The 21,498-nt window shown below is 58.7% G+C and carries 21 protein-coding genes; 7 read left to right on the top strand and 14 right to left on the bottom strand.

The genetic code is table 11. The features are described from left to right. Positions 1–56: 56 nt before the first annotated feature. Positions 57–1,127: an SMP-30/gluconolactonase/LRE family protein gene (locus AC2FLA_RS13175; protein ID WP_496722733.1), complete on the bottom strand. Its 1,071-nt coding sequence runs from the start codon at positions 1,125–1,127 to the stop codon at positions 57–59. 95 nt (positions 1,128–1,222) lie between these two features. On the opposite strand from AC2FLA_RS13175, the gene AC2FLA_RS13170 reads away from it, so the two are divergent. Beyond that, a complete protein-coding gene (locus AC2FLA_RS13170) occupies positions 1,223–2,323 on the top strand; it encodes a pyridoxal phosphate-dependent aminotransferase (protein ID WP_496722731.1) in 1,101 nt (366 codons plus the stop codon). On the opposite strand, the gene AC2FLA_RS13165 is transcribed toward AC2FLA_RS13170, so the two are convergent. From AC2FLA_RS13165 to AC2FLA_RS13140, 6 genes are all read right to left on the bottom strand, one after another. Then, on the bottom strand, positions 2,320–3,516 hold the full coding sequence (locus tag AC2FLA_RS13165) for a pyridoxal-phosphate-dependent aminotransferase family protein (protein ID WP_496722730.1): 1,197 nt from the start codon (positions 3,514–3,516) through the stop codon (positions 2,320–2,322). The genes AC2FLA_RS13170 and AC2FLA_RS13165 overlap by 4 nt on opposite strands. 51 nt (positions 3,517–3,567) lie before the next feature. After that, entirely contained in the window at positions 3,568–4,200 is a 633-nt protein-coding gene (locus tag AC2FLA_RS13160; RefSeq protein ID WP_496722728.1) for a bifunctional 4-hydroxy-2-oxoglutarate aldolase/2-dehydro-3-deoxy-phosphogluconate aldolase, read from the bottom strand. A 3-nt stretch (positions 4,201–4,203) separates the two neighbouring features. Beyond that, complete coding sequence (edd, locus tag AC2FLA_RS13155) at positions 4,204–6,009, bottom strand: phosphogluconate dehydratase (RefSeq protein ID WP_496722727.1); 1,806 nt, start codon at positions 6,007–6,009, stop codon at positions 4,204–4,206. 2 nt (positions 6,010–6,011) lie between these two features. Beyond that, on the bottom strand, positions 6,012–7,457 hold the full coding sequence (zwf, locus tag AC2FLA_RS13150; protein ID WP_496722725.1) for a glucose-6-phosphate dehydrogenase: 1,446 nt from the start codon (positions 7,455–7,457) through the stop codon (positions 6,012–6,014). Positions 7,458–7,574: 117 nt separating this feature from the next. Continuing rightward, on the bottom strand, positions 7,575–9,818 hold the full coding sequence (gene ptsP / locus AC2FLA_RS13145) for a phosphoenolpyruvate--protein phosphotransferase (RefSeq protein WP_113790526.1): 2,244 nt from the start codon (positions 9,816–9,818) through the stop codon (positions 7,575–7,577). Positions 9,819–9,864: 46 nt separating this feature from the next. Then, complete coding sequence (locus AC2FLA_RS13140) at positions 9,865–11,103, bottom strand: aspartate kinase (RefSeq protein ID WP_058272246.1); 1,239 nt, start codon at positions 11,101–11,103, stop codon at positions 9,865–9,867. Between the two features lie 165 nt (positions 11,104–11,268). Here AC2FLA_RS13140 and AC2FLA_RS13135 point away from each other — a divergent pair, with 165 nt between their 5' ends. Beyond that, positions 11,269–11,622 (top strand): hypothetical protein, encoded by a 354-nt coding sequence (locus AC2FLA_RS13135; RefSeq protein WP_496722723.1) that lies wholly within the window; start codon positions 11,269–11,271, stop codon positions 11,620–11,622. On the opposite strand, the gene AC2FLA_RS13130 is transcribed toward AC2FLA_RS13135, so the two are convergent. The 5 genes from AC2FLA_RS13130 to AC2FLA_RS13110 all read right to left on the bottom strand — a co-directional run bounded on the left by AC2FLA_RS13130 (position 11,616) and on the right by AC2FLA_RS13110 (position 14,652). Beyond that, the gene (locus AC2FLA_RS13130; protein ID WP_496699803.1) at positions 11,616–12,254 is read right to left on the bottom strand and encodes an SDR family NAD(P)-dependent oxidoreductase; all 639 of its coding nucleotides are present in this window, start codon (positions 12,252–12,254) and stop codon (positions 11,616–11,618) included. The two genes, AC2FLA_RS13135 and AC2FLA_RS13130, sit on opposite strands and share 7 nt — an antisense overlap. A 3-nt stretch (positions 12,255–12,257) precedes the next feature. Further along, positions 12,258–12,701: a DUF1178 family protein gene (locus AC2FLA_RS13125; RefSeq protein ID WP_496722721.1), complete on the bottom strand. Its 444-nt coding sequence runs from the start codon at positions 12,699–12,701 to the stop codon at positions 12,258–12,260. Between the two features lie 71 nt (positions 12,702–12,772). Further along, positions 12,773–13,237 (bottom strand): NUDIX hydrolase, encoded by a 465-nt coding sequence (locus AC2FLA_RS13120; protein ID WP_496722719.1) that lies wholly within the window; start codon positions 13,235–13,237, stop codon positions 12,773–12,775. Between the two features lie 124 nt (positions 13,238–13,361). After that, positions 13,362–14,105 carry an EcsC family protein gene (locus tag AC2FLA_RS13115; protein WP_496722718.1) on the bottom strand — a complete coding sequence of 248 codons (744 nt, stop codon included), beginning with the start codon at positions 14,103–14,105 and terminating at the stop codon, positions 13,362–13,364. Positions 14,106–14,157: 52 nt separating this feature from the next. Next, positions 14,158–14,652 (bottom strand): GNAT family N-acetyltransferase, encoded by a 495-nt coding sequence (locus tag AC2FLA_RS13110; protein WP_058276957.1) that lies wholly within the window; start codon positions 14,650–14,652, stop codon positions 14,158–14,160. A gap of 71 nt (positions 14,653–14,723) precedes the next feature. On the opposite strand from AC2FLA_RS13110, the gene AC2FLA_RS13105 reads away from it, so the two are divergent. Then, positions 14,724–15,329, top strand: a complete 606-nt coding sequence (locus tag AC2FLA_RS13105) for a flavin reductase family protein (RefSeq protein WP_496722716.1) — start codon at positions 14,724–14,726, stop codon at positions 15,327–15,329. Next, the gene (locus tag AC2FLA_RS13100) at positions 15,329–15,970 is read left to right on the top strand and encodes a CatB-related O-acetyltransferase (protein WP_496722715.1); all 642 of its coding nucleotides are present in this window, start codon (positions 15,329–15,331) and stop codon (positions 15,968–15,970) included. The genes AC2FLA_RS13105 and AC2FLA_RS13100 overlap by 1 nt, the downstream gene beginning before the upstream one ends. Positions 15,971–15,999: 29 nt before the next feature. Here AC2FLA_RS13100 and AC2FLA_RS13095 read toward each other — a convergent pair whose 3' ends face one another. Next, positions 16,000–17,634: a SulP family inorganic anion transporter gene (locus AC2FLA_RS13095; protein ID WP_496722713.1), complete on the bottom strand. Its 1,635-nt coding sequence runs from the start codon at positions 17,632–17,634 to the stop codon at positions 16,000–16,002. Between the two features lie 204 nt (positions 17,635–17,838). Here AC2FLA_RS13095 and AC2FLA_RS13090 point away from each other — a divergent pair, with 204 nt between their 5' ends. Further along, positions 17,839–18,711 (top strand): S-methyl-5'-thioadenosine phosphorylase, encoded by an 873-nt coding sequence (locus tag AC2FLA_RS13090; RefSeq protein ID WP_496722711.1) that lies wholly within the window; start codon positions 17,839–17,841, stop codon positions 18,709–18,711. A gap of 9 nt (positions 18,712–18,720) precedes the next feature. On the opposite strand, the gene AC2FLA_RS13085 is transcribed toward AC2FLA_RS13090, so the two are convergent. Beyond that, positions 18,721–19,587: an alpha/beta hydrolase gene (locus AC2FLA_RS13085; protein WP_496722709.1), complete on the bottom strand. Its 867-nt coding sequence runs from the start codon at positions 19,585–19,587 to the stop codon at positions 18,721–18,723. Positions 19,588–19,799: 212 nt separating this feature from the next. On the opposite strand from AC2FLA_RS13085, the gene AC2FLA_RS13080 reads away from it, so the two are divergent. Further along, on the top strand, positions 19,800–20,816 hold the full coding sequence (locus AC2FLA_RS13080) for a DUF418 domain-containing protein (RefSeq protein WP_496722707.1): 1,017 nt from the start codon (positions 19,800–19,802) through the stop codon (positions 20,814–20,816). 52 nt (positions 20,817–20,868) lie between these two features. Then, positions 20,869–21,498: a LysE family translocator gene (locus tag AC2FLA_RS13075; RefSeq protein WP_496722706.1), complete on the top strand. Its 630-nt coding sequence runs from the start codon at positions 20,869–20,871 to the stop codon at positions 21,496–21,498.

Genomic DNA, 21,498 nt, shown 5'->3' with positions numbered 1-21,498 from the left:
CTCAATTCCGGTTAGGGGTACAATGCCCCGATGGATCAGGCAGTTCCACCTCAACGTTAGGGCAGATTTGACGCAGGCATGCGCCCGAACCAGGGCGAATCCAATGTCATGACGTAGAAATGTCCCCCGGCCAACTTGCCACCCGTGGTGATGCCCAGCCGACCCCCGGGGTCTTGCAAGGTCTGCAGGATGTTCCCGTCGCCGTCAAACTGCACCATCATCCCGCGATGGATCGGCGCAGGCCGCACCGTCGGCCCCAGTCGCCAGATCACCTTGCGCAAGAACGGGTATGGCATCAGTGCCTCGCTTGGCACGCGCGGGCTGGCAAAGGCCATCCAATACGTACCATCGCCCTGTGCCTCGATGTTGTCCGGATAACCGGGCAGATTGTCCATCAGGACCTCTTGCTGCCCGGCCTTCGGGCCTGTCAGCCAAAGCTTGTGCACCCGGGCGCGCCCGGTTTCAGCGATCAGCAGAAAATCCTCACCCGGCGACAACGCGACGCCGTTCGTATAGACAAAACCTTCGGCCAGTTTCTCGGTCGTGCCATCGGGCGCGTGGCGGGCAACGTAACCTGTGTCCGATTGCTCCCAGATGGTCAGTACCGAAGTCGGTTTGGTCCCGCCCATCGTTTCGGGATCGAACCGATCGGACGAGTTTGAGAAATAGATCGTCCCGTCCTTCGCCACGTCCAATTGATTTGCATAGATCACCGGCGCGCCGTTTATCTCGGACACCACTGGCTGCAGCGTACCGGGGCCGGTCCATCGCATGATGCCTCGGAAACTGTCGGCGATGTAAAGCGCCCCATCCGGACCGACCGTCAGGCCCAAGGGACGACCACCGAGATCGTCAACTTTCACCGGGGCCTCGTCGTCTATTCGGTACAGAGCCCCGGACAAGCTGGTCGTGTACACGGACCCGTCCGGCATGATGGCAATGTCTTCGGGGCCTTTCTCATCGCCAGGCAACGAGATCAGCTCCAGTTGGTCCAACGCATTGTTCTCCGCGAAGTCACCAGTGAAACCCGGTGCTTCGGGTGGGGTCCATGCCACCGGTTGAACCGGGACCGGCCAGAAAACCAGATAGGCGAGGCCGACAATCAACAAGCCCAAAACAATGCGCATGCGCGCTCCTCCCTTTAATCCTTACGCGAACAATGCGGAGCAGCATCCTGCAACGCAAGCTTGCCTGTCGTATGACCTTACGTTTATCTGCCCCCATGACAGAGCCACGCTATACCCCGCTTGCCCAATCCCTGCCTGCAACCGTGCCGTTTGTTGGCCCCGAAACGCAGGAACGCCAGCGTGGCGCGCCATTTGTGGCGCGGCTGGGCGCAAATGAAAGCGTGTTTGGACCCTCTCCGCACGCCATAGCGGCAATGGCAGAAACGGGGATCTGGATGTATGGCGATCCGGAAAACCACGATCTGCGCGCTGCATTGGCGGATCACCATGGAGTCGGGTCGGAAAACATCGTGGTTGGCGAAGGCATCGACGGGCTGTTGGGTTACCTGGTGCGGCTACTGGTCGGATCCGGAGACGCGGTTGTCACCTCAGATGGGGCATATCCGACTTTCAACTACCATGTGGCTGGGTTCGGCGGAACGCTCCACAAAGTGCCGTATCGCGACGACCACGAGGACCCGGTGGCGCTGTTTGCCAAGGCGGGTGAAGTGGATGCCAAGCTGGTGTATCTGGCCAATCCTGACAACCCGATGGGTAGCTGGCATTCCGGAGCGGATATCGTGGCAACGCTAAACGATCTGCCTGACGGGTGTTTGCTTGTATTGGACGAGGCCTATGTGGAATGTGCGCCTGAAGGCACCGCCGCCCCTGTGGCAGCAGACGATCCGCGGGTGATCCGGATGCGAACTTTTTCCAAGGTGTACGGCATGGCGGGCGCGCGGGTTGGCTATGCCATAGGCGCACCCGGCCTGATTTCAGCTTTCAACAAGGTGCGCAACCATTTCGGAATGAACCGAGCCGCGCAGGCCGGTGCGCTGGCCGCACTGAATGATGCCGAGTGGCTAAATCATGTTCAGACAAAGATTACCGAAGCGCGTGACCGGATTGGCCATATTGCACGAGAGAATGGTTTGGCGCCCTTGCCCTCGGCCACCAACTTCGTTGCCATTGATTGCGGGAAGGATGGGGCCTTTGCCAAGGCGGTTCTGGACTCGCTGGTTGCGCAGGGCATTTTCGTGCGTATGCCCTTTGCCGCACCGCAAAATCGCTGCATCCGCGTCAGCTGTGGCGAGGCAGCCGATCTGGATGCCTTTGCCACAGCATTGCCAAAAGCGCTTGCCGAGGCGCGGCGTTAGGTCTTCGACGCAAGCACCGCAGCTGCAGCTTCTAACGCGCCTTTGCCGCGAGGGATATCCAGCGCGGCCAAGGCTGTTTCCACGCTGCCCAACGTAGCCATAACCATCTGGCCGTTGACGTGGCCCATGTGTCCAAGACGGAAGCATCCGTCCCAGTCGTCCATCCCAAGACCAATGCCAAGGGTCAAACCCAGTTGGTTTTCAGTGAACTTGCGCAATGGCGTGCCGCGCCCCTCGGTCAGTCGCAAGGCGGTGACAGCGTGGCTGCGGTAATGACGATCAGCAACATTCAGATGCAGCGCGCCACCTTGCGCCCAGATTTCACACGCTTCCCAGATCGCCTTAGCTAGGCGTTCGTGACGCGCCCAAACCTGCTCCATCCCCTCGGCATGGATCATGTCCAGCGCCGAACGCAAACCGTAGAGGTGATGGGTTGGCGCGGTGCCGTTGAAATACTGATAGAACAGCTCGGGGTTGGATCGTGGCTGCCAGTCCCAATACTGCGAAACACGTGGCATAGCGGCCCGTTTGGCCTGTGCTTTGTCATTGAAAAACACGAATCCGGTGCCAGCGGGTGTCATCAGCCCCTTCTGACAGGCCGTAACTGTGACGTCGACGCCCCAGGCATCCATTTCGAACCGGTCACACCCCAGCGAGGCAATGCAATCCGCCATCAAAAGCGCCGGGTGGTCCAGATCGTCCAACAAGGCGCGTAGTGCTGGAATGTCGTTCCGGATTGAGCTTGACGTGTCCACATGAACGGCCAGTACCGCCTTGATCATGTGGGCTTTGTCGTCACGCAATGCCTCGGCAATACGGTCAAAATCCCAGGCCGAGGACGAGCCGAAGTCGATCAATTGAACCTTGGCGCCGATACCCTCGGCCATCTCGGCCCAGCCATGGGTAAATCGGCCAGATGCGGGGGCTAGAACCGTTTCACCGGGTGCGATGACGTTGGACAGCGCGGCTTCCCACGTTCCGTGGCCGTTAGAGATATAGATAGCAACATTATGCTCGGTCCGCGCCACGCGACACAGATCGCGGGTCAGCGACGGCATCATCTCGATCAGCTCGCCCTCGTAGATATTCGGTGACGGGCGGTGCATGGCCTGCAACACCGCGTCTGGAATGACCGAAGGTCCTGGAATCGCCAGATATTCGCGCCCTTGCGCCAGGGAAATGGAGTTTGTCATGGGATCAACCTGTATGAATTGTCGCCCACCCTAGCGCAGCTTTAAGCGGCGTCAATCCATCAGCTTGGAGGCCGCGCGCGCAAGGTTTTCGATACCGGCCCAATCCCCATCAATGACCATCTTTTTCGGCGCAACCCAGCTTCCGCCCGCGCAAACCACATTGGACAAGGACAGGTAATCCTTTGCATTTTCGGGGGACACACCACCGGTCGGGCAAAACTTGATTTGCGGCAACGGCGCGCCGATCGCCTTCAACGCCGGTGCACCACCCGATGCTTCGGCCGGGAAGAACTTGAGCATGTCATAGCCGTGTTCCAACAGACGCATCGCCTCACTGGCTGTGGCGGCGCCGGGCAACAAGGGCAGGCCTTCGGCCTCGCAGGCCGCGATCAAAATGTCGGTGGCACCGGGCGAGACCCCGAATTGCGCGCCTGCCTCTTTCGCGGCGCGCACATCTTCGGGCGTTACCAAAGTTCCTGCGCCGACGACGCCGCCCGGCACATCCGCCATAGCGCGGATCGCGTCCAGCGCGGCGGGTGTGCGCAGGGTGACCTCAAGCGCGGGGAGGCCACCTGCGACAAGCGCCTCGGCCAATGGGCGCGCCTGAGCCGTGTCATCGACGACAAGGACAGGAACAATGGGCGCAAGTGCGCAGATTTCACGGGTGCGTTGGGTTTTGGACATGCGTCAAACTCCGAAAATACTGGCGCCGGTGTCTGCTGATCCGACATTTTGGCGGAAGGTAGCGAAAAGGTCACGCCCCACGCCGTGTTGGTTGGCCGACAGATCAGCAGTAGCGGGGGCACGGTCCAGAACCCCGGGGGTCAGAATCTCCAACTCACCACTCACCGCATCGACGCGCAAGATGTCGCCATCCTGCAGGTAAGCGATCGGCCCGCCATCCAGCGCCTCGGGGCAGACATGGATCGCCGCAGGGACTTTGCCGGACGCGCCGGACATACGACCATCGGTTACGAGCGCCACCTTTTGCCCACGGCCCTGCAAGATCGACAGGATCGGCGTCAGCGAATGTAGCTCGGGCATGCCATTTGCTTTGGGTCCCTGGAACCGGACAACAACGATGACGTCGCTGGTGAACTCTCCGGCCTTGAACGCGGCTTTCGCCTCATCCTGATCATGGAACACGCGTACAGGTGCTTCGACAACCTGATGTTCCGGGGCGACGGCCGAAACCTTCATCACGCCGGTGCCCAAATTGCCAGTCAGGCGCGACAACCCACCAGTGGGTTGGAACGGGTCTTTCGCCGGGCGGACGATTTTTTCGTTCAGGCTGTGGCCAGCCCCGTCTTCCCAAACCAGCTCACCGTTCTTCAGCTTCGGTTCTTTGGTATAATTGTGCAGACCCTGCCCCGCGACGGTCAGAGTGTCGGGGTGCAGCAGTCCGTCTTCCAGTAGCGTTCCAATGCAGTACCCAAGACCACCCGCTGCGTGGAAGTGGTTCACGTCTGCCAGACCGTTCGGATAAACCCGCGCAACCAAGGGAACCACGGCGGAAATGTCAGAAAAATCCTGCCAATCCAGTAGGATACCACCTGCGCGCGCCATTGCGATCAGATGGATCAGCAGGTTGGTCGACCCACCCGTGGCCATCAGACCTACGATGCCGTTCACAAACGCCCGTTCATCCAAAACCTGATAGACCGGCGTGTAGTGATTGCCCAGCGCGCTCAGCGACAGGGCGCGGCGCGCCCCTTCCTCGGTCAGCGCATCCCGCAGAGGCGTGTTGGGATTCACAAAGCTGGAGCCCGGCAGGTGCAGGCCCATGAATTCCATCAGCATCTGATTGGTGTTCGCGGTGCCGTAAAAAGTGCAGGTGCCCGGTCCGTGATAGGCGGCCATTTCCGCGGCCATTAGCTCGTCGCGGCCGATCTCTCCTGCGGCAAATTTCTGGCGAATCTTGGCTTTTTCATCGTTGGGCAGACCGCTGGTCATCGGTCCGGCTGGCAGGAAAACAGCGGGCAGGTGGCCGAACGCCTGTGCGCCGATAATCAAACCGGGAACGATCTTGTCACAGACGCCTAGGAAAACAGCCGCATCGTAGGTGTTATGGCTCAGCGCCACTCCGGTCGCCAGGGCAATCACGTCGCGGGAAAACAGAGACAACTCCATCCCCGCTTCACCTTGGGTGACGCCGTCACACATGGCTGGCACCCCACCCGCAACTTGTGCGGTGCCACCTGCGGCTCGGATCGCATCGCGGATCAGACCGGGATAACGCTCGAACGGCTGGTGGGCGGAAAGCATGTCGTTATAAGCGGTGACGATGCCCAGATTACCGGCCGTATCAGTGGCCATCGCTTGCTGATCCTCACCCGCACCGGCATAGGCGTGGGCTTGACCACTGCACGACAAATGCGCGCGCGCTGGTCCCTTGGATCGGGCATGTTCCATACGCTCAAGATGCGGACCGCGCAGTTCGGCGCTGCGGTCGATGATGCGTTGAGTGACGTCGGTGATGACTGAATGTACCATGATTACCCTCCGATCTGACGCCAGCGGCGCCCATCGCGATGCATCAGCATCAGCGCTTCTTCTGGGCCGGAACTGCCCTGATCATATTTTGCGGGGCGATCTCCACGCTCTTCCCAACTGTGAATAATGGGATCAACCCAGGCCCAGGCGGCTTCGGCCTCGTCCCCGCGCATGAACAGGGTTTGGTCGCCGCGGATAACGTCCATCACCAAACGCTCATATGCATCCGGCGATTGTGCTTCGTCCCCAAGCGCCTCGGCAAAACTCATGTCCAATGCAACATCTGAAAGGCGGAATCCACCCTGCCCCGGTTCTTTGATCGTCGTGCGCAGGGTAATACCCTCGTCCGGTTGCAGGCGTATCACCAGCACGTTGCCGTGCAGCGGGCCGACATTGGGGAAGATCGTATGCGGCGGATCCCGAAAAAACACCGCGATTTCGGATTCGCGGGCACGCAGGCGTTTTCCAGTTCGCAAATAGAACGGCACACTGGCCCAGCGCCAGTTGCCGATATGAGCCTTAAGAGCGATGTAGCTTTCGGTGCGGCTCGCGGGGTTGCCAACATGATCCAAATAACCGTCGCCGCCCTTGCTCGAACGATATTGGCCGCGTGCGATGTCAGACGGCGCAACGGGCTCCAGCGCCTCGATCACCTTGACCTTCTCGTCACGCACGGCGTTGGGCGAAAATTTGGACGGAGGTTCCATCGCAGTCAGGCACAATAGCTGAACCAGATGGTTCTGCACCATGTCCCGCATTGCACCGGACTGATCGTAATAGGCTCCGCGCCCTTCGACGCCAACAGTCTCTGCCACTGTAATCTGAACATGATCGACATGCGTCGCGTTCCAGAGAGGTTCGAACAGGGAATTGGCAAAGCGCAGTGCCATCAGGTTCTGCACGGTTTCCTTTCCCAAGTAGTGGTCAATCCGATATATCTGATGCTCTTCAAAGCAGGCTCGCAGCCCGGAGTTCAGCGCCTTGGCCGAGGCGAGGTCGTGGCCAAATGGCTTTTCGACCACGATACGGCTGTCGGGCGTCGCCATGCCATGATCGCTCAGCCGTTTTGCGATACCCGAGAAAAGGCTGGGGCCAACTGACAGGTAGAACGCGCGTACAACGTCAGGACGCAAGGTATTGGCAAGGTCTTTCCAACCGGAATCTCCCAGTGCGTCAACGGGAACATACTCAACATGGCTTAGAAACTGATCCAGAACTTCCTTTTTGAACGCAGGTGCGAACTCTTTCATCGAGGCGCGTATTTGGTCCCGGAACCCGTCGCTGTCCATGTCGGACCGCGCCGTGCCGATGATCTTTGCGTCTTCGGGCATCTGGCCAACTTCGAACCGATGATAGAGCCCGGGTAAGATCTTGCGCTGCGCCAGATCGCCGGTCGCGCCGAATAGCACCAGATCGAACGGGTCTACCGGGATTACGCGTGAAACCATCTATGGGCTCCTTCAAATCTGCTGGCATCACTCAGGCGCAGTTATCACTGGTCCTTGTGATGCAAGCATTGTTACCGCTAACATTCAGCCACTGAATAGGGAAGCGCAACTGGAAAATCAACCCTGATTCCGCAACCACTCCATTACCGAGGATCGAACCGATTGGTCTCCACGATGGCGGGCGTCAGCGATGATCTTACGCAGTGACTGCAGATCGGCGCGCAACAACACGCTTTTGACCGGGCCTATCGACGCCGGGCGCATGGATAGGGTCCGAATACCCATGGCTGCCAGACAAAGCGCCTCAACCGGTCGCCCGGCATCCTCGCCACAGAAAGACAACGGCGTGTTCGAGATATTGCAGCGTTCGACAATCCGTTCGATGAAGGTCAGGAAGCTGACATTCAGCGTGTCATAGCGTCGGCGCACCAGCTCGTTTTCGCGGTCAGCGGCAAAAAAGAACTGTTTCAGGTCGTTGCCCCCGATCGAGACGAAATCGACCTCGTCAAAGAACTTCTGCGGGGCAAAGGCGAGAGACGGCGTTTCCAGCATTGCGCCAACCTCGATCGATTCTGGCAGCACATGACCAAGGCGCTTTTCGCGTTCAATGGTCTTGTTCACTTCCCAACGAGCTTCGCGGTATTCTTCGGCCTGCGCCACGAACGGGAACATGATTGTTAATGGCCGCCCATTGGCTGCACGCATCAACGCCTGCAATTGCATCCGCATCACGCCACGTTTGTCCAGACCAACGCGAATAGCCCGCCAGCCCAGTGCGGGGTTGGGCTCTTCCACATGTTTCATATAGGGCAAAACTTTATCCGACCCGATATCCAGTGTGCGGAACACCACGCGCATGTCGCCAGCAGCATCCATGACGCGTTGATACTGTGTAACAAGCTCGGACCGCTTGGGCATCTGATTGCGAATCAGGAACTGAAGCTCGGTGCGGAACAGGCCCACACCCTCGGCCCCGGAATTGCCCAACGACGGCAGATCCGCCATCAGGCCTGCGTTCATAACCAGATTGATCCGTTCACCATCGCGCGTCACTGTCGGAGTATCGCGGATCGAGGCATAGCGTTCCTGCGCTTTGGCCTGCATTGCGATTTTATCGCGAAACGCGGAGACAACCGTATCTTCCGGACGCAGTTGGACCATACCCTGATCGCCATCGACCAGAATATGGTCTCCGTTCAACGCCTCGGTCGTGATGTGCCCAACGTGAACCACCAGTGGAATTGCCAGGGCGCGAGCCACAATCGTCGCGTGGCTACCGACCGAGCCTTCCTCAAGAACGATCCCTTTCAACGAGCGACCATATTCCAACAGATCCCCAGGCCCGATATTTCGGGCAACCAGAATCGGATCCGGTGGCAGGTCGGCCCCGTTGGTGCCCCCCTGCCCGGTCAGAATGCGCAGCAGCCGGTTGCTGAGGTCATCCAGATCTGCCAGCCGTTCCCGCAGATAGGGGTCGGTAACCTGCCCCATGCGCGCCCGCGCTTGAGACTGTTCTTTCTCAACCGCAGCTTCGGCGCTAAGGCCCAGGGCAATGTCCTCTTCCATCCGGCGCATCCAGCCTTTGGAATTGGCAAACATGCGATAGGCTTCCAGAACCTGCAATTGTTCCTTGTCACCGCCCTGCGAAATCTCAAGCATCTTGTCGACGCCCACGCGCAGTTCATCCACGGCCTCATTCAGACGTTCACGTTCGCGGTGGGGATCGTCAGCAATCGGGTTGGTGACGACAACACGGGGTTCATGCAACCAGACATGCCCTTCGGCAGATCCTTCCTGTGCTGGTCCCCCCTCAAATTGCACCGATTGCTGGTGGCGGGGTGAAAGCGCTGCGCCCTCGCCCACAAAGGCACCAAGCTCGGTCATCTCGGCCAGAACCATGGCGACCACTTCCAACGCATAGACCTCGTCAGCAGAATACACGCGCGCATCACGGGATTGCACGACCAGTACGCCCAGCTTTTCACCCAAACGCTGGATCGGCACCCCGATGAAGGACGAGAACCTCTCTTCGCCGGTTTCCGGCATATACCGAAACCCCTTGGTCGAAGGCGCGTCTGCGGTGTTCACAACCTTGCCGGATTGCGCAACATGACCCACAAGCCCTTCACCCAACCGCATACGTGTTTTGTGAACCGCCTCTGGCGACAACCCTTCAGTCGCGCAAAGCTCAAGGGTGTCGGCATCCCGGAACAGGTAGATCGAGCACACCTCGGCCCGAATACTGTCGGCAATCAGATGCGTGATCCGGTCAAGACGTTCCTGACCGGCGGCTTCACTCGCCATCTCTTCGCGCAGCCGCCCCAGCAGCTTGCGGGATTCAGTTTCGGTGCCTTCCGCCATATCCCACCCAAATTACGGAATCAGGCGAGACCTTTGGCTGAAATGCTCAGGCCGCCTTGTCCAATTCAAAGGCATCATGCAGTGCCTGAACAGCAAGTTCCATGTATTTCCTGTCGACTAGGACGGAAATTTTTATCTCAGAGGTTGTAATGACCTTGATGTTGATCCCCTCATCCGAGAGTATCTTGAACATCTTGGCCGCCACGCCCGACTGCGAGCGCATACCGATACCCACGACTGAGACCTTGCAGACATCCTGATCCGCGACCAGTTCGGCATAATTCAGCTCACCCGCATCCTTGATCGCCAGCAATGCCTGTTCGGCGCGGGCCACCTGATCGGTGGGGCAGGAAAAGGTCATGTCCGTGCGCCCTTCGTCCGAGATGTTCTGCACGATCATATCGACATTCACGCCCGCATCGCTAAGCGCGGTAAAAATGATCGACGCGATGCCCGGGCGGTCAGCCACCGAGACAACGGTCATCTTGGCTTCGTCGCGGGAATAGGCCACACCGGCCACAACATTGGATTCCATGATATCCTCCTCATCGCAGACCAGCGTACCAGCCTCGTCGGATTGTTCCTCAAAACTTGAGAGAACGCGCAGTTTCACCTTATACCGCATCGCCAATTCGACCGAGCGGGTTTGCAGTACCTTTGCCCCCAACGAGGCCAATTCCAGCATTTCCTCGAACGAAATTCGGTCCAGCTTGCGTGCCTTCTCGCAGATGCGCGGGTCGGTGGTATAGACACCGTCAACATCCGTGTAGATGTCGCACCGCTCGGCACCGAAGGCGGCGGCAAATGCCACGGCGGTGGTGTCCGACCCACCCCGGCCCAAGGTCGTGATACGGCCTTCGGGGCTGATGCCCTGGAACCCGGCGACAACGGCAACCTTCATGCCCTCGCCAAACTTCTGGTTCAGGTTATCGGTCGGAATTTCTTCGATCCGGGCCTGGCTGTGGGCGCTGGTGGTCATCAGCGGAACCTGCCAGCCCTGCCAACTGCGTGCCGGGACATCCATTTCCTGCAGCGTCAACGCCATCAGACCAGCCGTGATATTCTCACCCGAGGAAACGACGGCATCATATTCACGCGCATCATATAGCGGTGAAGTTTCATCGACCCAGCCCACAAGCTCGTTCGTCTTGCCGGACATGGCCGACACGATGACGATCACGTCATAGCCCTTCGCCACTTCGACGCCGATGCGCTTGGCTGCGCGGCGGATACGGTCAAGGTTGGCCACCGAAGTGCCGCCAAATTTCATCACGAGTAAGGGCATGGGGGCAAGTGTCTCCGCGCCTTGGATTTCTGGTCCCGTGCGTCTTATGCGAGGGGGGCCGCAAGGGCAAGAGTTCAAAACCAGTCGGATGGCCGCACCTGATCGCTTTACAACCGACCAAGAGGCTGTCAGCCTGCAACTCGCATTTATTCCCAGAGGTTCTCCATGATCCGCGCTGCCGCAGCCCTCGTCCTTTTATCCTCATCCGCCTTTGCACAGGTCTCAACGCTGGCTGCAACCGACGGCAAGAATGCACTGGGTACGGTGCCCTGTGCCAAAGGCGGAGCAGCGCTGAGCAGCTGCCACGCCGAGCTGCGCCACCATGACGACGGAACCACGACACTTGCTGTCGGATTGGGCAGCGCCGAAGTACGCAGCATCTATTTCACGGATGGCGTACCGACCTCCAGCAGCTCACCGGCCCGGATCAGTCACGAAACACGGGGTGACCTGACAGTGGTCTTCATCGACCCCGATGAAGTTTACGAAATCCCCACGGCAGCGCTGAAACGTCAATAATCGTGCGGCTGACCGTCCCAGGTTTCAAAACACCCGGTCGTGGCCAGTGACAGTGACTCAAAGCGGCAAAGCAGCCCATTTGTTGCCTGATCCACAGTGATCTCAGCCTGAGTGCCGCCCATATCCGTCTGCACCCACCCCGGATGGTAGATGCCCACCGATATACCATCTGCACGCAGATCAGTGGCCAGATTCCGCCCCAAATTCAGGGCTGCTGCTTTGGACGCGCGATAAATATAGCTGCCACCGGGCGCGCGTGTGTGCGACGCCATCTGCGACGACAGGATCACAACTTTGCCTTGCGCTGCCCGAAGATTGGGCAAAAGCGCCTGCACGGTTAGAAACACGCCCGTCACATTGGTCGCAAAACTCTGCGCCCACATGTCGGCCGGATAGCCGTCTATGCCGTGGCCTTTGTCCAGATAAACCCCGGCGTTGCAGATCAACAGATCAACCGGACGACCCGCAAGCCCTTCTGCCATAGAAGCCTGCTGCTTCGGGTCTGTCACATCCAACACAAGCTGCGCACTGGAATCCCGGGCGGTTCCGGTTACGTCATGTCCCTGCGCGCGGTAACGATCTGCCAGAGCTTGCCCAATTCCGCGATTGGCCCCGGTGATAACGATATGCATGGGTCAGTTCGTTTTACGGGTGGGTAGGAAAGGCAACGGCGAAACGGGCACGCCGTCTTCGATCAGCGCTTTGGCCTCGTCGGGCTTGGCTTCGCCATAAATCGCGCGTTCGGGCGCATCGCCCAAATGGATCTTACGCGCTTCTTTGGCAAAATCCTTACCGACATAGTCCGAGTTTTCCTCGACCTTGCGACGCAGATCGGCCAGCACCTTCTCGATATCTGGCGACGGCGTCGCGACATCCACCTGTTTGCTTTGTGGTTCAGTTGTCTGCGCATTGCGGGCCGGACGAACGCGAGGGGTCATGATAGCCTTATCTACTTGCACGTCACCACACACAACGCAGGTCACCATACCTGCGGAGGCGAGTTTGTCGTAAGCGGCGGCCGATTGGAACCAACTGTCAAATGTATGGTCGCGGCTGCATTTCAGCGAATATTGAATCATGGTCCGTCCATTTTCCGGTAGGCAAATAGATACCGACAGACATGGCAAGATCAAGCCCTTCGAAAGGCGAGTCAGTGTAGAATCGGGCCAAGACTGCGTAACAAATGGGACAGTTCCGGCGATTTCACCAGAGAGGCCGCTTTTTTAGGCGAAACCCACTTTCGCTTTCGTTGGGCCCGTTCAGGAAATTCTGGCGCAATCGACGTAACACAGAGGGGAAAGACATCCACCAGACACACCATAGGGGTCATACTCGAGCGGGATTTCAGGTATGTGAAACGGCCCATGGGCTTGTTTGCACAATCGCCTTTGACCCCAGCCTCTTCCCAAGCTTCTCGTCTGGCGGATTGCGACGGTGTCATATCCTCGATCAGCCAGCCCTTCGGTACGATCCAGCGCTTGGATTTGCGCGTTGTGATCAGCAAAACCCTGAGCTTTCCGTGTTTGATGCGATAGCACAGGGCCGCCGATTGATGCTTAAGCCGCAGGTGCTGTTCGCTTCCCTGCAGACACGTCGGTTGCCTCGCACCGATCACGCCGCACCACCTTTCAAACTGCTTTCATCCTCAATCGCCGACCTTTGAGGTTTTTATACATTTAGCGGCCGGCTGGGGTCAGAATACCATATGGTGCGGTTTCTTCCAAGCATTTAGGTCGGTCTCAAACGCGGGCAGCCAGCTTCCGAACCAGATCTTCATGCGGGATATCGGCATCGATTGCCAGTCGCCGCAACCCGAAGTGAACACGCGCCACCTGTTGATAATATCGGGTGTAGACATAGTTTGTTCCACCACCTGCGATCGCACCCAGAACCGGTATCGATTGCGCCGCCAGCTTCTGGCCCAGTACAATGGACAGACGCGGCGCTACCGCTGAAATTAGCTTTTGCATCGCTGGGCCAGTCAACGTCAGGCGGACCGAAAAGAAGCCCAGATCTGCGCCATCGTCAAAAGACAGTGGTCCGGCTGCAGACAGGACCCGAACGCAATCAAATTTGACGCCTTCCTCGGACGGATCGAACCCTTCGCGGAACGCCGCACCCTGAATGGCACGCAATAGCATGGCCGTTGTTGCAGGCAATTCCATCAGGGCAGTCGACACGCCACCCATGCCACCGGCCGCCCCCATCGCCGTTGCGACAGCCGTGTTCACCCATGGCTTTTGATCCGGAATGGCACGACGCGAACCCTCGGCTGCGTGCATCGCTAGCCAAAGCGCCTGTTCCGTGGCCCCTGTCAGCCCCTCCCGCACAGATAGAGGAAGTTGTTCCATTAGCGATTCCGCCGAACCCCCCAAACTGTTCAACAGTTTAACGCCGGGACCTCCGGCGGTTCTGTAATACTTGGCCAACCGATCCAATTCGGCATCGGTATCCAGCTTTTCGACTAGAAGCACGTCCTGCATGTAAGCCCTCCTGCCGTTAAACATCGGGGCTGAACGGCAGGGTTTCAATAGCTCAGCGGGTCCAGCGGGTCACCTCGCCACGCACATTCAACCATTCACCGGGGCTCAATTCCGCGCCTAAGACCCGGTCTGGGTTTGTTGGCGGGGGCATTTCCACACCGGAAAGTCGTGTGAACCCGAAACGCGCATAATAAGGCGCATCGCCCACCAGCATCGCCCTTTGCCAGCCTATTTCGCGACCGGCCTCAAGCCCCTGATGGATCAGGAATCCCCCCAGACCTTCGCCCTGATGGGTTGGGTGCACGGCCACGGGACCCAGCAACAGGGCGTCGTGATCGCCCACATGCACGGGCCAGAAACGGATCGCCCCGGCCAGAATGCCCTGCCCGTCGCGCGCAACAAGGGAAAGACCCGACACGGGCGGAACATCATCGCGCAGACGATACGAGGACAGCGCCTCACGCCCCGGCGCAAAGCACAGGTCGTAAAGTGCCTCGACCTCCCACCAATCATCCGGCTCTTCCGGCCTGATCACGAACTGCTGCACCCTGCCCTCTTTTCCTAGCTGGCAATCGCCCTAGCACTTCGGTACGCCTTGGGCAAACGCTTGGAGACCATATGTTCTATCGCCCCGAAGACGGCCACGGCCTGCCGCACAATCCATTCAACGCCATTATCACGCCGCGGCCGATTGGCTGGATCTCGACACGTGACAAGGATGGCGTCAACAATCTGGCGCCCTATTCGTTTTTTAACGGGGTTGCATATACGCCGCCGCAGGTAATGTTTGCCTCGACCGGAACCAAACACGATCAGGACGGCACAAAAGACAGCCTCGCCAATATCGAAGCCACCGGGGCGTTCTGCGTCAACGTTGTGGCCCATGCACATCGGGATGCTATGAACGCAAGCTCAGCTGGTCTTCCCAAGGACGTGGACGAATTCGGTCATGCCGGGCTTTCGCCGGTGGAATGCGAAACCATCCCCTGCGCCCGGATCGAAGGGACACCAGCGGCGCTGGAATGCAAGCTAACCCAGATCGTGTCCCTTCCGGGCGAGGCCAATCGGGTAGTGTTCGGAGAAGTAACCGGCGTACATCTGCGCGACGATTGCCTGAAGGATGGCATGTTCGACGTCACAACATTCCAACCGCTGGCAAGGCTTGGGTACCGGGACTATTCCGTGGTCACCGAGCTGTTCAGCCTTTCAAGACCGGATGACTAATGCCGTTTCCTGACCCCTTACGCAGATACCCGATCACGCTCCCTGATGGCTCTGATCACAAGGGCACGGTTTTCCTGTCTGAAGCGATTGACCATCCCAGGTTTAAGGCCGGAGCTTTCAGCTATGCTTCGGACTTCGATGCGCCCGAGGATTGGGCGCAACGACTTGCCCCGTACCTGTTTCCGTTTTCGCAAGAAAAGCTAGTGCTAGGGAAGTTCTGTCAGATCGCCCATGGCGTACGTTTCATCACATCATCGGCCAATCATTCAATGGATGGATTGACGTGTTTTCCGTTTCCAGTGTTCGACCCGGACGGAATGACCGGGTTTCAACCGGACACGCGCGACACTCTCATCGGCCACGATGTCTGGATTGGGTATGGCGCAATGATCTTGCCCGGTGCGCAGATCGGTTCTGGGGCAATTATTGGTGCCGGATCTGTCGTTCGCGAAGACGTGCCGCCCTATGCGATCATTACCGGAAACCCTGCCGAAGTGCGGCGGTTCCGGTTCGAAAAGGACACCATCGACCGGCTTTTAGCATTGAACTGGTGGGATTGGCCCGCCGAGAAGATCGCCGAAGCCGAAGAGGCGCTTCTGTCTGGTAATATTGAAGAATTGGAACGGATTGCTCCAAAGTAAAAGGCGGCCGAAGTGGCCGCCTTTTACAATCAATGCCCGCCCAGCACACCCGTGCGGACCGAGTAATCGACGGCCAATTCGTAGTCCGGGTCATCGTCGCTATCGACCATAAGGTGGCCGGCCTTGTTCAGCAGTTTATGGCAATCCCGGCTGAGGTGGCGCAGCATGACGCGTTTGCCTGCGGTCTCGTATTTGCCAGCGATGTTCTCGATGGCCTGCAGCGCGGACTGGTCTACGACGCGGCTTTCGGCAAAGTCGACGATTACGGTGTCAGGGTCATTCTGAACATCGAACAGCTCGGTAAAACCATCGGATGAGCCAAAGAAAAGCGGCCCCTGAATCTCATAGACCTTTGCACCTTCTTCCGTGGCAGACTCACGCGTGACGGCATGGATACGCTTGGCATTGTTCCAGGCATAGGCCAGCGCTGACACAATCACACCAACAACCACGGCAACCGCAAGGTCTTCCATCACGGTCACAACAGTCACCAAAACGATGACAAACGCATCCGTCAGGGGCACCTTGCGCATGATCTTGAACGAGTTCCAGGCAAAGGTTCCGATTACCACCATGAACATCACACCCACCAGCGCGGCCAGCGGAATCTGCTCGATCAGGGGTGAGGCGAACAGGATAAAGATCAACAGGAAAAGCGCCGCAGCAATCCCGGCGATGCGTGTACGACCGCCCGATTTCACGTTGATCATCGATTGACCGATCATCGCACAACCGCCCATGCCGCCGAAGAATCCAGTCGCCACATTGGACACACCCTGCGCAATGCATTCTTGCGAGGCCCCTCCGCGCTTGCCGGTGATTTCACCAACGAGGTTCAGGGTCAGCAGAGATTCAATCAAGCCGATAGCGGCCAGAATGACAGCGTAAGGCAGGATGATCTCAAAGGTCTCCCAGTTCAGCGGCACCATCGGGATGTGGAATGCGGGCAGACCGCCCTCGATTGAGGCCAGATCGCCGACGCGCGGCACATCAAGACCAAAGCCAATCACCAGCGCGGCAACGACAAAGATACCGGCCAATGGTGCGGGCACGATCCGTGTAATCCGCGGCGTGACCCAGATCACGGCCATCGTCAGGGCGACCAGACCCAGCATCGTATACATCTGCAGACCCGAAAGCCATTCGCCACCACTTAGGCCGTGACCGGTGTTTTCCATGGTGCCCGGAACCTTGAACTGGCCCATCTGGGCCAGAAAAATCACGATGGCCAGACCATTCACAAAGCCCAGCATCACCGGATGCGGCACCAATCGGATGAACCGGCCCCAATGCATCGCGCCTGCAATGACCTGCAAAATGCCCATCAAAACCACAGTAGCGAACAGGTACTCGACCCCGTGTTCAGCCACCAACGCCACCATCACAACAGCCAGAGCACCGGTTGCGCCGGAGATCATGCCCGGCCGACCGCCGATCAGCGCCGTGATCAAACCCACCATGAACGCGGCATACAACCCGACCAAAGGGTGCACACCTGCGACAAAGGCAAATGCTACCGCTTCGGGCACAAGAGCCAACGCAACGGTCAGGCCCGACAACAGCTCAATCCGCAAGCGCGAGACCGTTAGCCCCTCGTCCGGCATCCAGCGGAGATCGGGTTTGGCTATACGATTGGCAAAGCTTGCCAGCATGGCTCGGGGCATGAGACGTCCTGTGGGGTTGTTTGTTCGCGCGAAAGATGCCTTTTACCTGTCACACCTGACATTAGATACTGCACCCAGCGGGACCCTGATATGCGTAAACCGCATAGCTAGCAAGCAAGTTACACAAACCCTTGAAGCCACTTGCCAAACCCGCGGCTGCCACGCAGAACTTCCCAGACAGTTTTTTTCTTGTGGAGAGCAGCCATGACCCAGACCAAAATCGCCATCATCGGCGGATCAGGCATTTACGACATCGACGGTTTGGAAAAAGCGGAATGGGTCACAGTCGAAACGCCATGGGGCGATCCTTCGGATCAGATCCTGACCGGATCCCTGAACGGCGTGGACATGGCGTTCCTTCCTCGTCACGGGCGTGGTCACGTACATTCCCCTACTGAAGTGCCTTACCGCGCCAATATCGACGCGCTGAAGCGACTGGGCGTGACGGATGTGATCTCGGTTTCGGCCTGCGGGTCGTTCCGCGAGCATATGGCACCGGGCGATTTCGTGATCGTCGATCAGTTCATCGACCGGACGTTTGCGCGCGAGAAAAGCTTTTTTGGCACCGGCTGCGTCGCCCATGTCAGTGTTGCGCACCCCACCTGCCCGCGCCTGTCGGACGCGTGTGAGACTGCCGGTCGAGCGGCAGGGATAACCATCCATCGCGGGGGCACCTATCTGGCGATGGAGGGGCCGCAATTCTCGACATTGGCGGAATCCAAGATGTACCGCGAACACTGGGGCTGCGACGTGATAGGCATGACCAACATGCCCGAGGCCAAACTCGCCCGCGAGGCCGAGCTTTGCTATGCCTCGATCGCGATGGTCACCGATTACGACAGCTGGCATCCAGACCACGGCGAGGTGGACGTCACCGCCATCATCGCCACGCTGACCGGCAATGCCGAGAAAGGCCGTGCGCTTGTTAAAGGTCTGCCCGATCTGCTGGGCGCTGATCGCGCGCCCTGCCCTCATGGCTGCGACCGGGCACTGGAATATGCCATCCTGACCGCACCGGAGAAACGTGATCCCACCGTGTTGGCAAAACTGGATGCTGTTGCTGGTCGGATTCTCTGACTGGCAACCTTAGTTGGCTGGCAAAGACTGTTGAACCTGATCCCACAACCCATGCGACCAGAGGTCGTTGTGTGCGCCGTCCGGGATGACATAGATCTGCGCGGTATCCCCGGCCATCGCGGCCAAAGCTTCGCCGTGATGCAGTGGAACCGTTTCATCCTCGGTCCCGTGGAAGATCAAAGTCGGAACGGTGACGTTCCCGATCAAATCACGGGTCGCGAACTGATCCCGCATCAGGGCATGCACCGGTAGCCAGGGATATCTTTCCGCCGCGACGTCCACCGTGGCCGTAAAGGGTGCCTCAAGCACCAGCAGCTGTGCATTTGGGCGCTGTTCGGCCACCGCGGTTGCAACGGCTGTTCCAAGACTTTGGCCGTGCAACACAACGTCCGCGCCTTGGCGATCCAGCTGGTCATACATCTGGATGCCGTCGGAAATCAGCGCCATCTCGGACGGTTCGCCCTCGCTGCCCGGATATCCACGATAGCTGGGGGCCAACAGGCCGAAGCCACTGTTGAGGATCTCTCTCATCCGGTCGGCCCGGTCGCCCAGGTTGCCCGATTGGCCATGAAAGAACAAAACCGTCGGCGCATCATCGGTCGCGGGCGGGGCGGACCACGCGGTCAGCGTAACGCCATCGGACATTGTGAAGGAAACGGACTCCACATCAGCCAACCCTACCGTGTTGGGCGCTGGTAATTCTCCGTCCGGTTTGAACAAAAGCGATTGCTGGTTCACATACATATACCCAACGATGCCCGCATAGATCACTGCGAGGACCGGAACCAAAAGGATCAGCGCGCCCTTTACGTGGGCAAGCCGCGAGTGGCTGGTTTCAGGTGCCGCGTTCGCGCGTGTATGATCTGTTGGAACCATCGGCCTCTCCGAAGTGTTGAGTCAGGTCCAAGGTCGGTGACCCGCTAGACCAATTCAAGCCGCGCGGGGCACACTTAATCCAATCTTAAAACTTGTTGCCGCGTTGCACGGCACTGGTTCTTTTTCGCCCAGCATCTTGAAAAATCGCCTGTAGTGCACCGATCTATGGTTCGCACGATACCGTCAAAATGCTGGCGAAACAGAGGGATAGCATGAAACGACTTGAGGCATTGGACGCAGCCCGGTTTCTGGCGTTTTGCGGAATGGTTCTGGTAAATTTCCGCATTGCCGCTCAGGTCGCCCCTGGCAATGACTGGGCCTCGACCCTGATCGATTTGCTTGAAGGCCGCGCGGCCGCATTGTTTGTCATCCTGGCCGGTATCGGAATTGGGTTGTCCTCTGTTTCAGCATCGGTGCTGCTGCGGCGCGCGGTGTTTTTGTTCGTGCTCGGTCTGATCAACATGACTGTATTTGACGCCGATATCCTGCATTTCTACGCGGTGTACTTCGTTGTTGGCGCCGCTTTCCTGACGGCACCAACCCGTGCATTGTGGTTGGGTTCAGTTGGGGTGGTGGCGCTGGCTGTCCTCGCCGTCATGATTTTCAACTACGACCTTGGCTGGGACTGGGAAACGCTGACATACACCGACCTTTGGACCCTGCCCGGTTTTTTGCGCAACCTGTTTTTCAACGGCTGGCACCCGGTCCTTCCCTGGGCGGCGTTTCTGTTGATCGGAATCGCCATTGGAAGATCCGAACTGCACACGATCTGCATTCAACACAGGCTGATCATGTGGGGGTTCGGAGCTGCCGTGTTTGCCCTGTTTCCGCAAATGTTGGCCTCGGACCCTGATCTGGTGATCTATCTGGGAACCGCGTCCATCCCACCGGGACCGTTCTACATTATTGCCGGAACCGGCTCGGCTTGCGTGGTGATCGGATTGCTGTTGAAGCTGTGGCCCAAGATCGAAAAGTTGCGCATCGGCCCAGCCCTAACCGCGCCCGGTCGGCAAAGCCTGACGCTCTATGTGGCGCACATCCTGATCGGCATGGGCATACTGGAGGAGGCCGGGTTGCTGAACGGGTCACTGAACGCCCCGCAGATCGCGGGTTACGCTGTTGCGTTCTGTGCCGCGTCCTCGGTCTTTGCCCTATTGTGGTCCCGCAAAATCAAACGCGGTCCGCTCGAGGTGCTGATGCGTCTGACAACGCAACCATACAGGGCTTGACCTTGCGCGCTGGTCCGGGCTTGCTGCGGGAAACGTATTCACAGGATTTCCGATGTCCCTTGACCTTTGGCTCGCCTTTGTCGCTGCATCCACCGCCCTACTATTGATCCCAGGCCCGACGGTCCTGCTGGTTCTCAGCTATGCTCTGTCCAAGGGGCGCAGCGTGGCTGTCGCCTCGGCGACGGGTGTAGCTGTTGGAGATCTGGTGGCTATGACGGCCTCTCTTTTGGGGCTTGGCGCGCTGGTCCTGGCCTCGGCTACCCTGTTCACGGCCCTCAAATGGGTCGGTGCCGCCTATTTGGTCTGGCTGGGGATCAAACTGTTACGCAGCGCACCATCAGGCGGGCTTGAGACTGTGGACACCGGGCGCAATGTCACCGCACACAGCGTTTTTGGCCATGCTGCCGCCGTCACCGCGTTGAACCCGAAATCTATCGCGTTTTTTATCGCTTTCGTTCCTCAGTTTCTGCGCCCGGCTGACCCGCTCGGACCGCAATTTGCTATCCTGATCGCAACCTTCGTGGGTCTGGCATGGCTGAATTCGCTGGCATACGCCCTGTTGGCGGACCACCTGCGCCAGATGATCGGCCGTTCAGGCGTCATCACCGCTATGACCCGGTTCGGAGGGCTGGCATTAATCGGGATGGGTGTGGCCACGGCTGTCCTGCGCCGCCCGGCCTGA

Source organism: Ruegeria sp. CDSA033 (genome assembly GCF_059612305.1).
Note: the sequence above shows the minus strand (reverse complement) of the source record. Positions and strands in the feature narration are given on the sequence as shown.

Bases quoted from the DNA above. Each gene is read 5' to 3' on its own strand.
- AC2FLA_RS13135 (WP_496722723.1), top strand. From the start codon at position 11,269: ATGATCCGCGCTGCCGCAGCCCTCGTCCTTTTATCCTCATCCGCCTTT.
- AC2FLA_RS13085 (WP_496722709.1), bottom strand. From the start codon at position 19,587: ATGGTTCCAACAGATCATACACGCGCGAACGCGGCACCTGAAACCAGC.
- AC2FLA_RS13130 (WP_496699803.1), bottom strand. From the start codon at position 12,254: ATGCATATCGTTATCACCGGGGCCAATCGCGGAATTGGGCAAGCTCTG.
- AC2FLA_RS13095 (WP_496722713.1), bottom strand. From the start codon at position 17,634: ATGCCCCGAGCCATGCTGGCAAGCTTTGCCAATCGTATAGCCAAACCC.
- AC2FLA_RS13090 (WP_496722711.1), top strand. From the start codon at position 17,839: ATGACCCAGACCAAAATCGCCATCATCGGCGGATCAGGCATTTACGAC.
- AC2FLA_RS13100 (WP_496722715.1), top strand. From the start codon at position 15,329: ATGCCGTTTCCTGACCCCTTACGCAGATACCCGATCACGCTCCCTGAT.
- AC2FLA_RS13105 (WP_496722716.1), top strand. From the start codon at position 14,724: ATGTTCTATCGCCCCGAAGACGGCCACGGCCTGCCGCACAATCCATTC.
- AC2FLA_RS13165 (WP_496722730.1), bottom strand. From the start codon at position 3,516: ATGACAAACTCCATTTCCCTGGCGCAAGGGCGCGAATATCTGGCGATT.
- AC2FLA_RS13140 (WP_058272246.1), bottom strand. From the start codon at position 11,103: ATGCCCTTACTCGTGATGAAATTTGGCGGCACTTCGGTGGCCAACCTT.
- AC2FLA_RS13175 (WP_496722733.1), bottom strand. From the start codon at position 1,127: ATGCGCATTGTTTTGGGCTTGTTGATTGTCGGCCTCGCCTATCTGGTT.
- AC2FLA_RS13160 (WP_496722728.1), bottom strand. From the start codon at position 4,200: ATGTCCAAAACCCAACGCACCCGTGAAATCTGCGCACTTGCGCCCATT.
- AC2FLA_RS13115 (WP_496722718.1), bottom strand. From the start codon at position 14,105: ATGCAGGACGTGCTTCTAGTCGAAAAGCTGGATACCGATGCCGAATTG.
- AC2FLA_RS13125 (WP_496722721.1), bottom strand. From the start codon at position 12,701: ATGATTCAATATTCGCTGAAATGCAGCCGCGACCATACATTTGACAGT.
- ptsP (WP_113790526.1), bottom strand. From the start codon at position 9,818: ATGGCGGAAGGCACCGAAACTGAATCCCGCAAGCTGCTGGGGCGGCTG.
- zwf (WP_496722725.1), bottom strand. From the start codon at position 7,457: ATGGTTTCACGCGTAATCCCGGTAGACCCGTTCGATCTGGTGCTATTC.
- AC2FLA_RS13170 (WP_496722731.1), top strand. From the start codon at position 1,223: ATGACAGAGCCACGCTATACCCCGCTTGCCCAATCCCTGCCTGCAACC.
- AC2FLA_RS13075 (WP_496722706.1), top strand. From the start codon at position 20,869: ATGTCCCTTGACCTTTGGCTCGCCTTTGTCGCTGCATCCACCGCCCTA.
- AC2FLA_RS13080 (WP_496722707.1), top strand. From the start codon at position 19,800: ATGAAACGACTTGAGGCATTGGACGCAGCCCGGTTTCTGGCGTTTTGC.
- edd (WP_496722727.1), bottom strand. From the start codon at position 6,009: ATGGTACATTCAGTCATCACCGACGTCACTCAACGCATCATCGACCGC.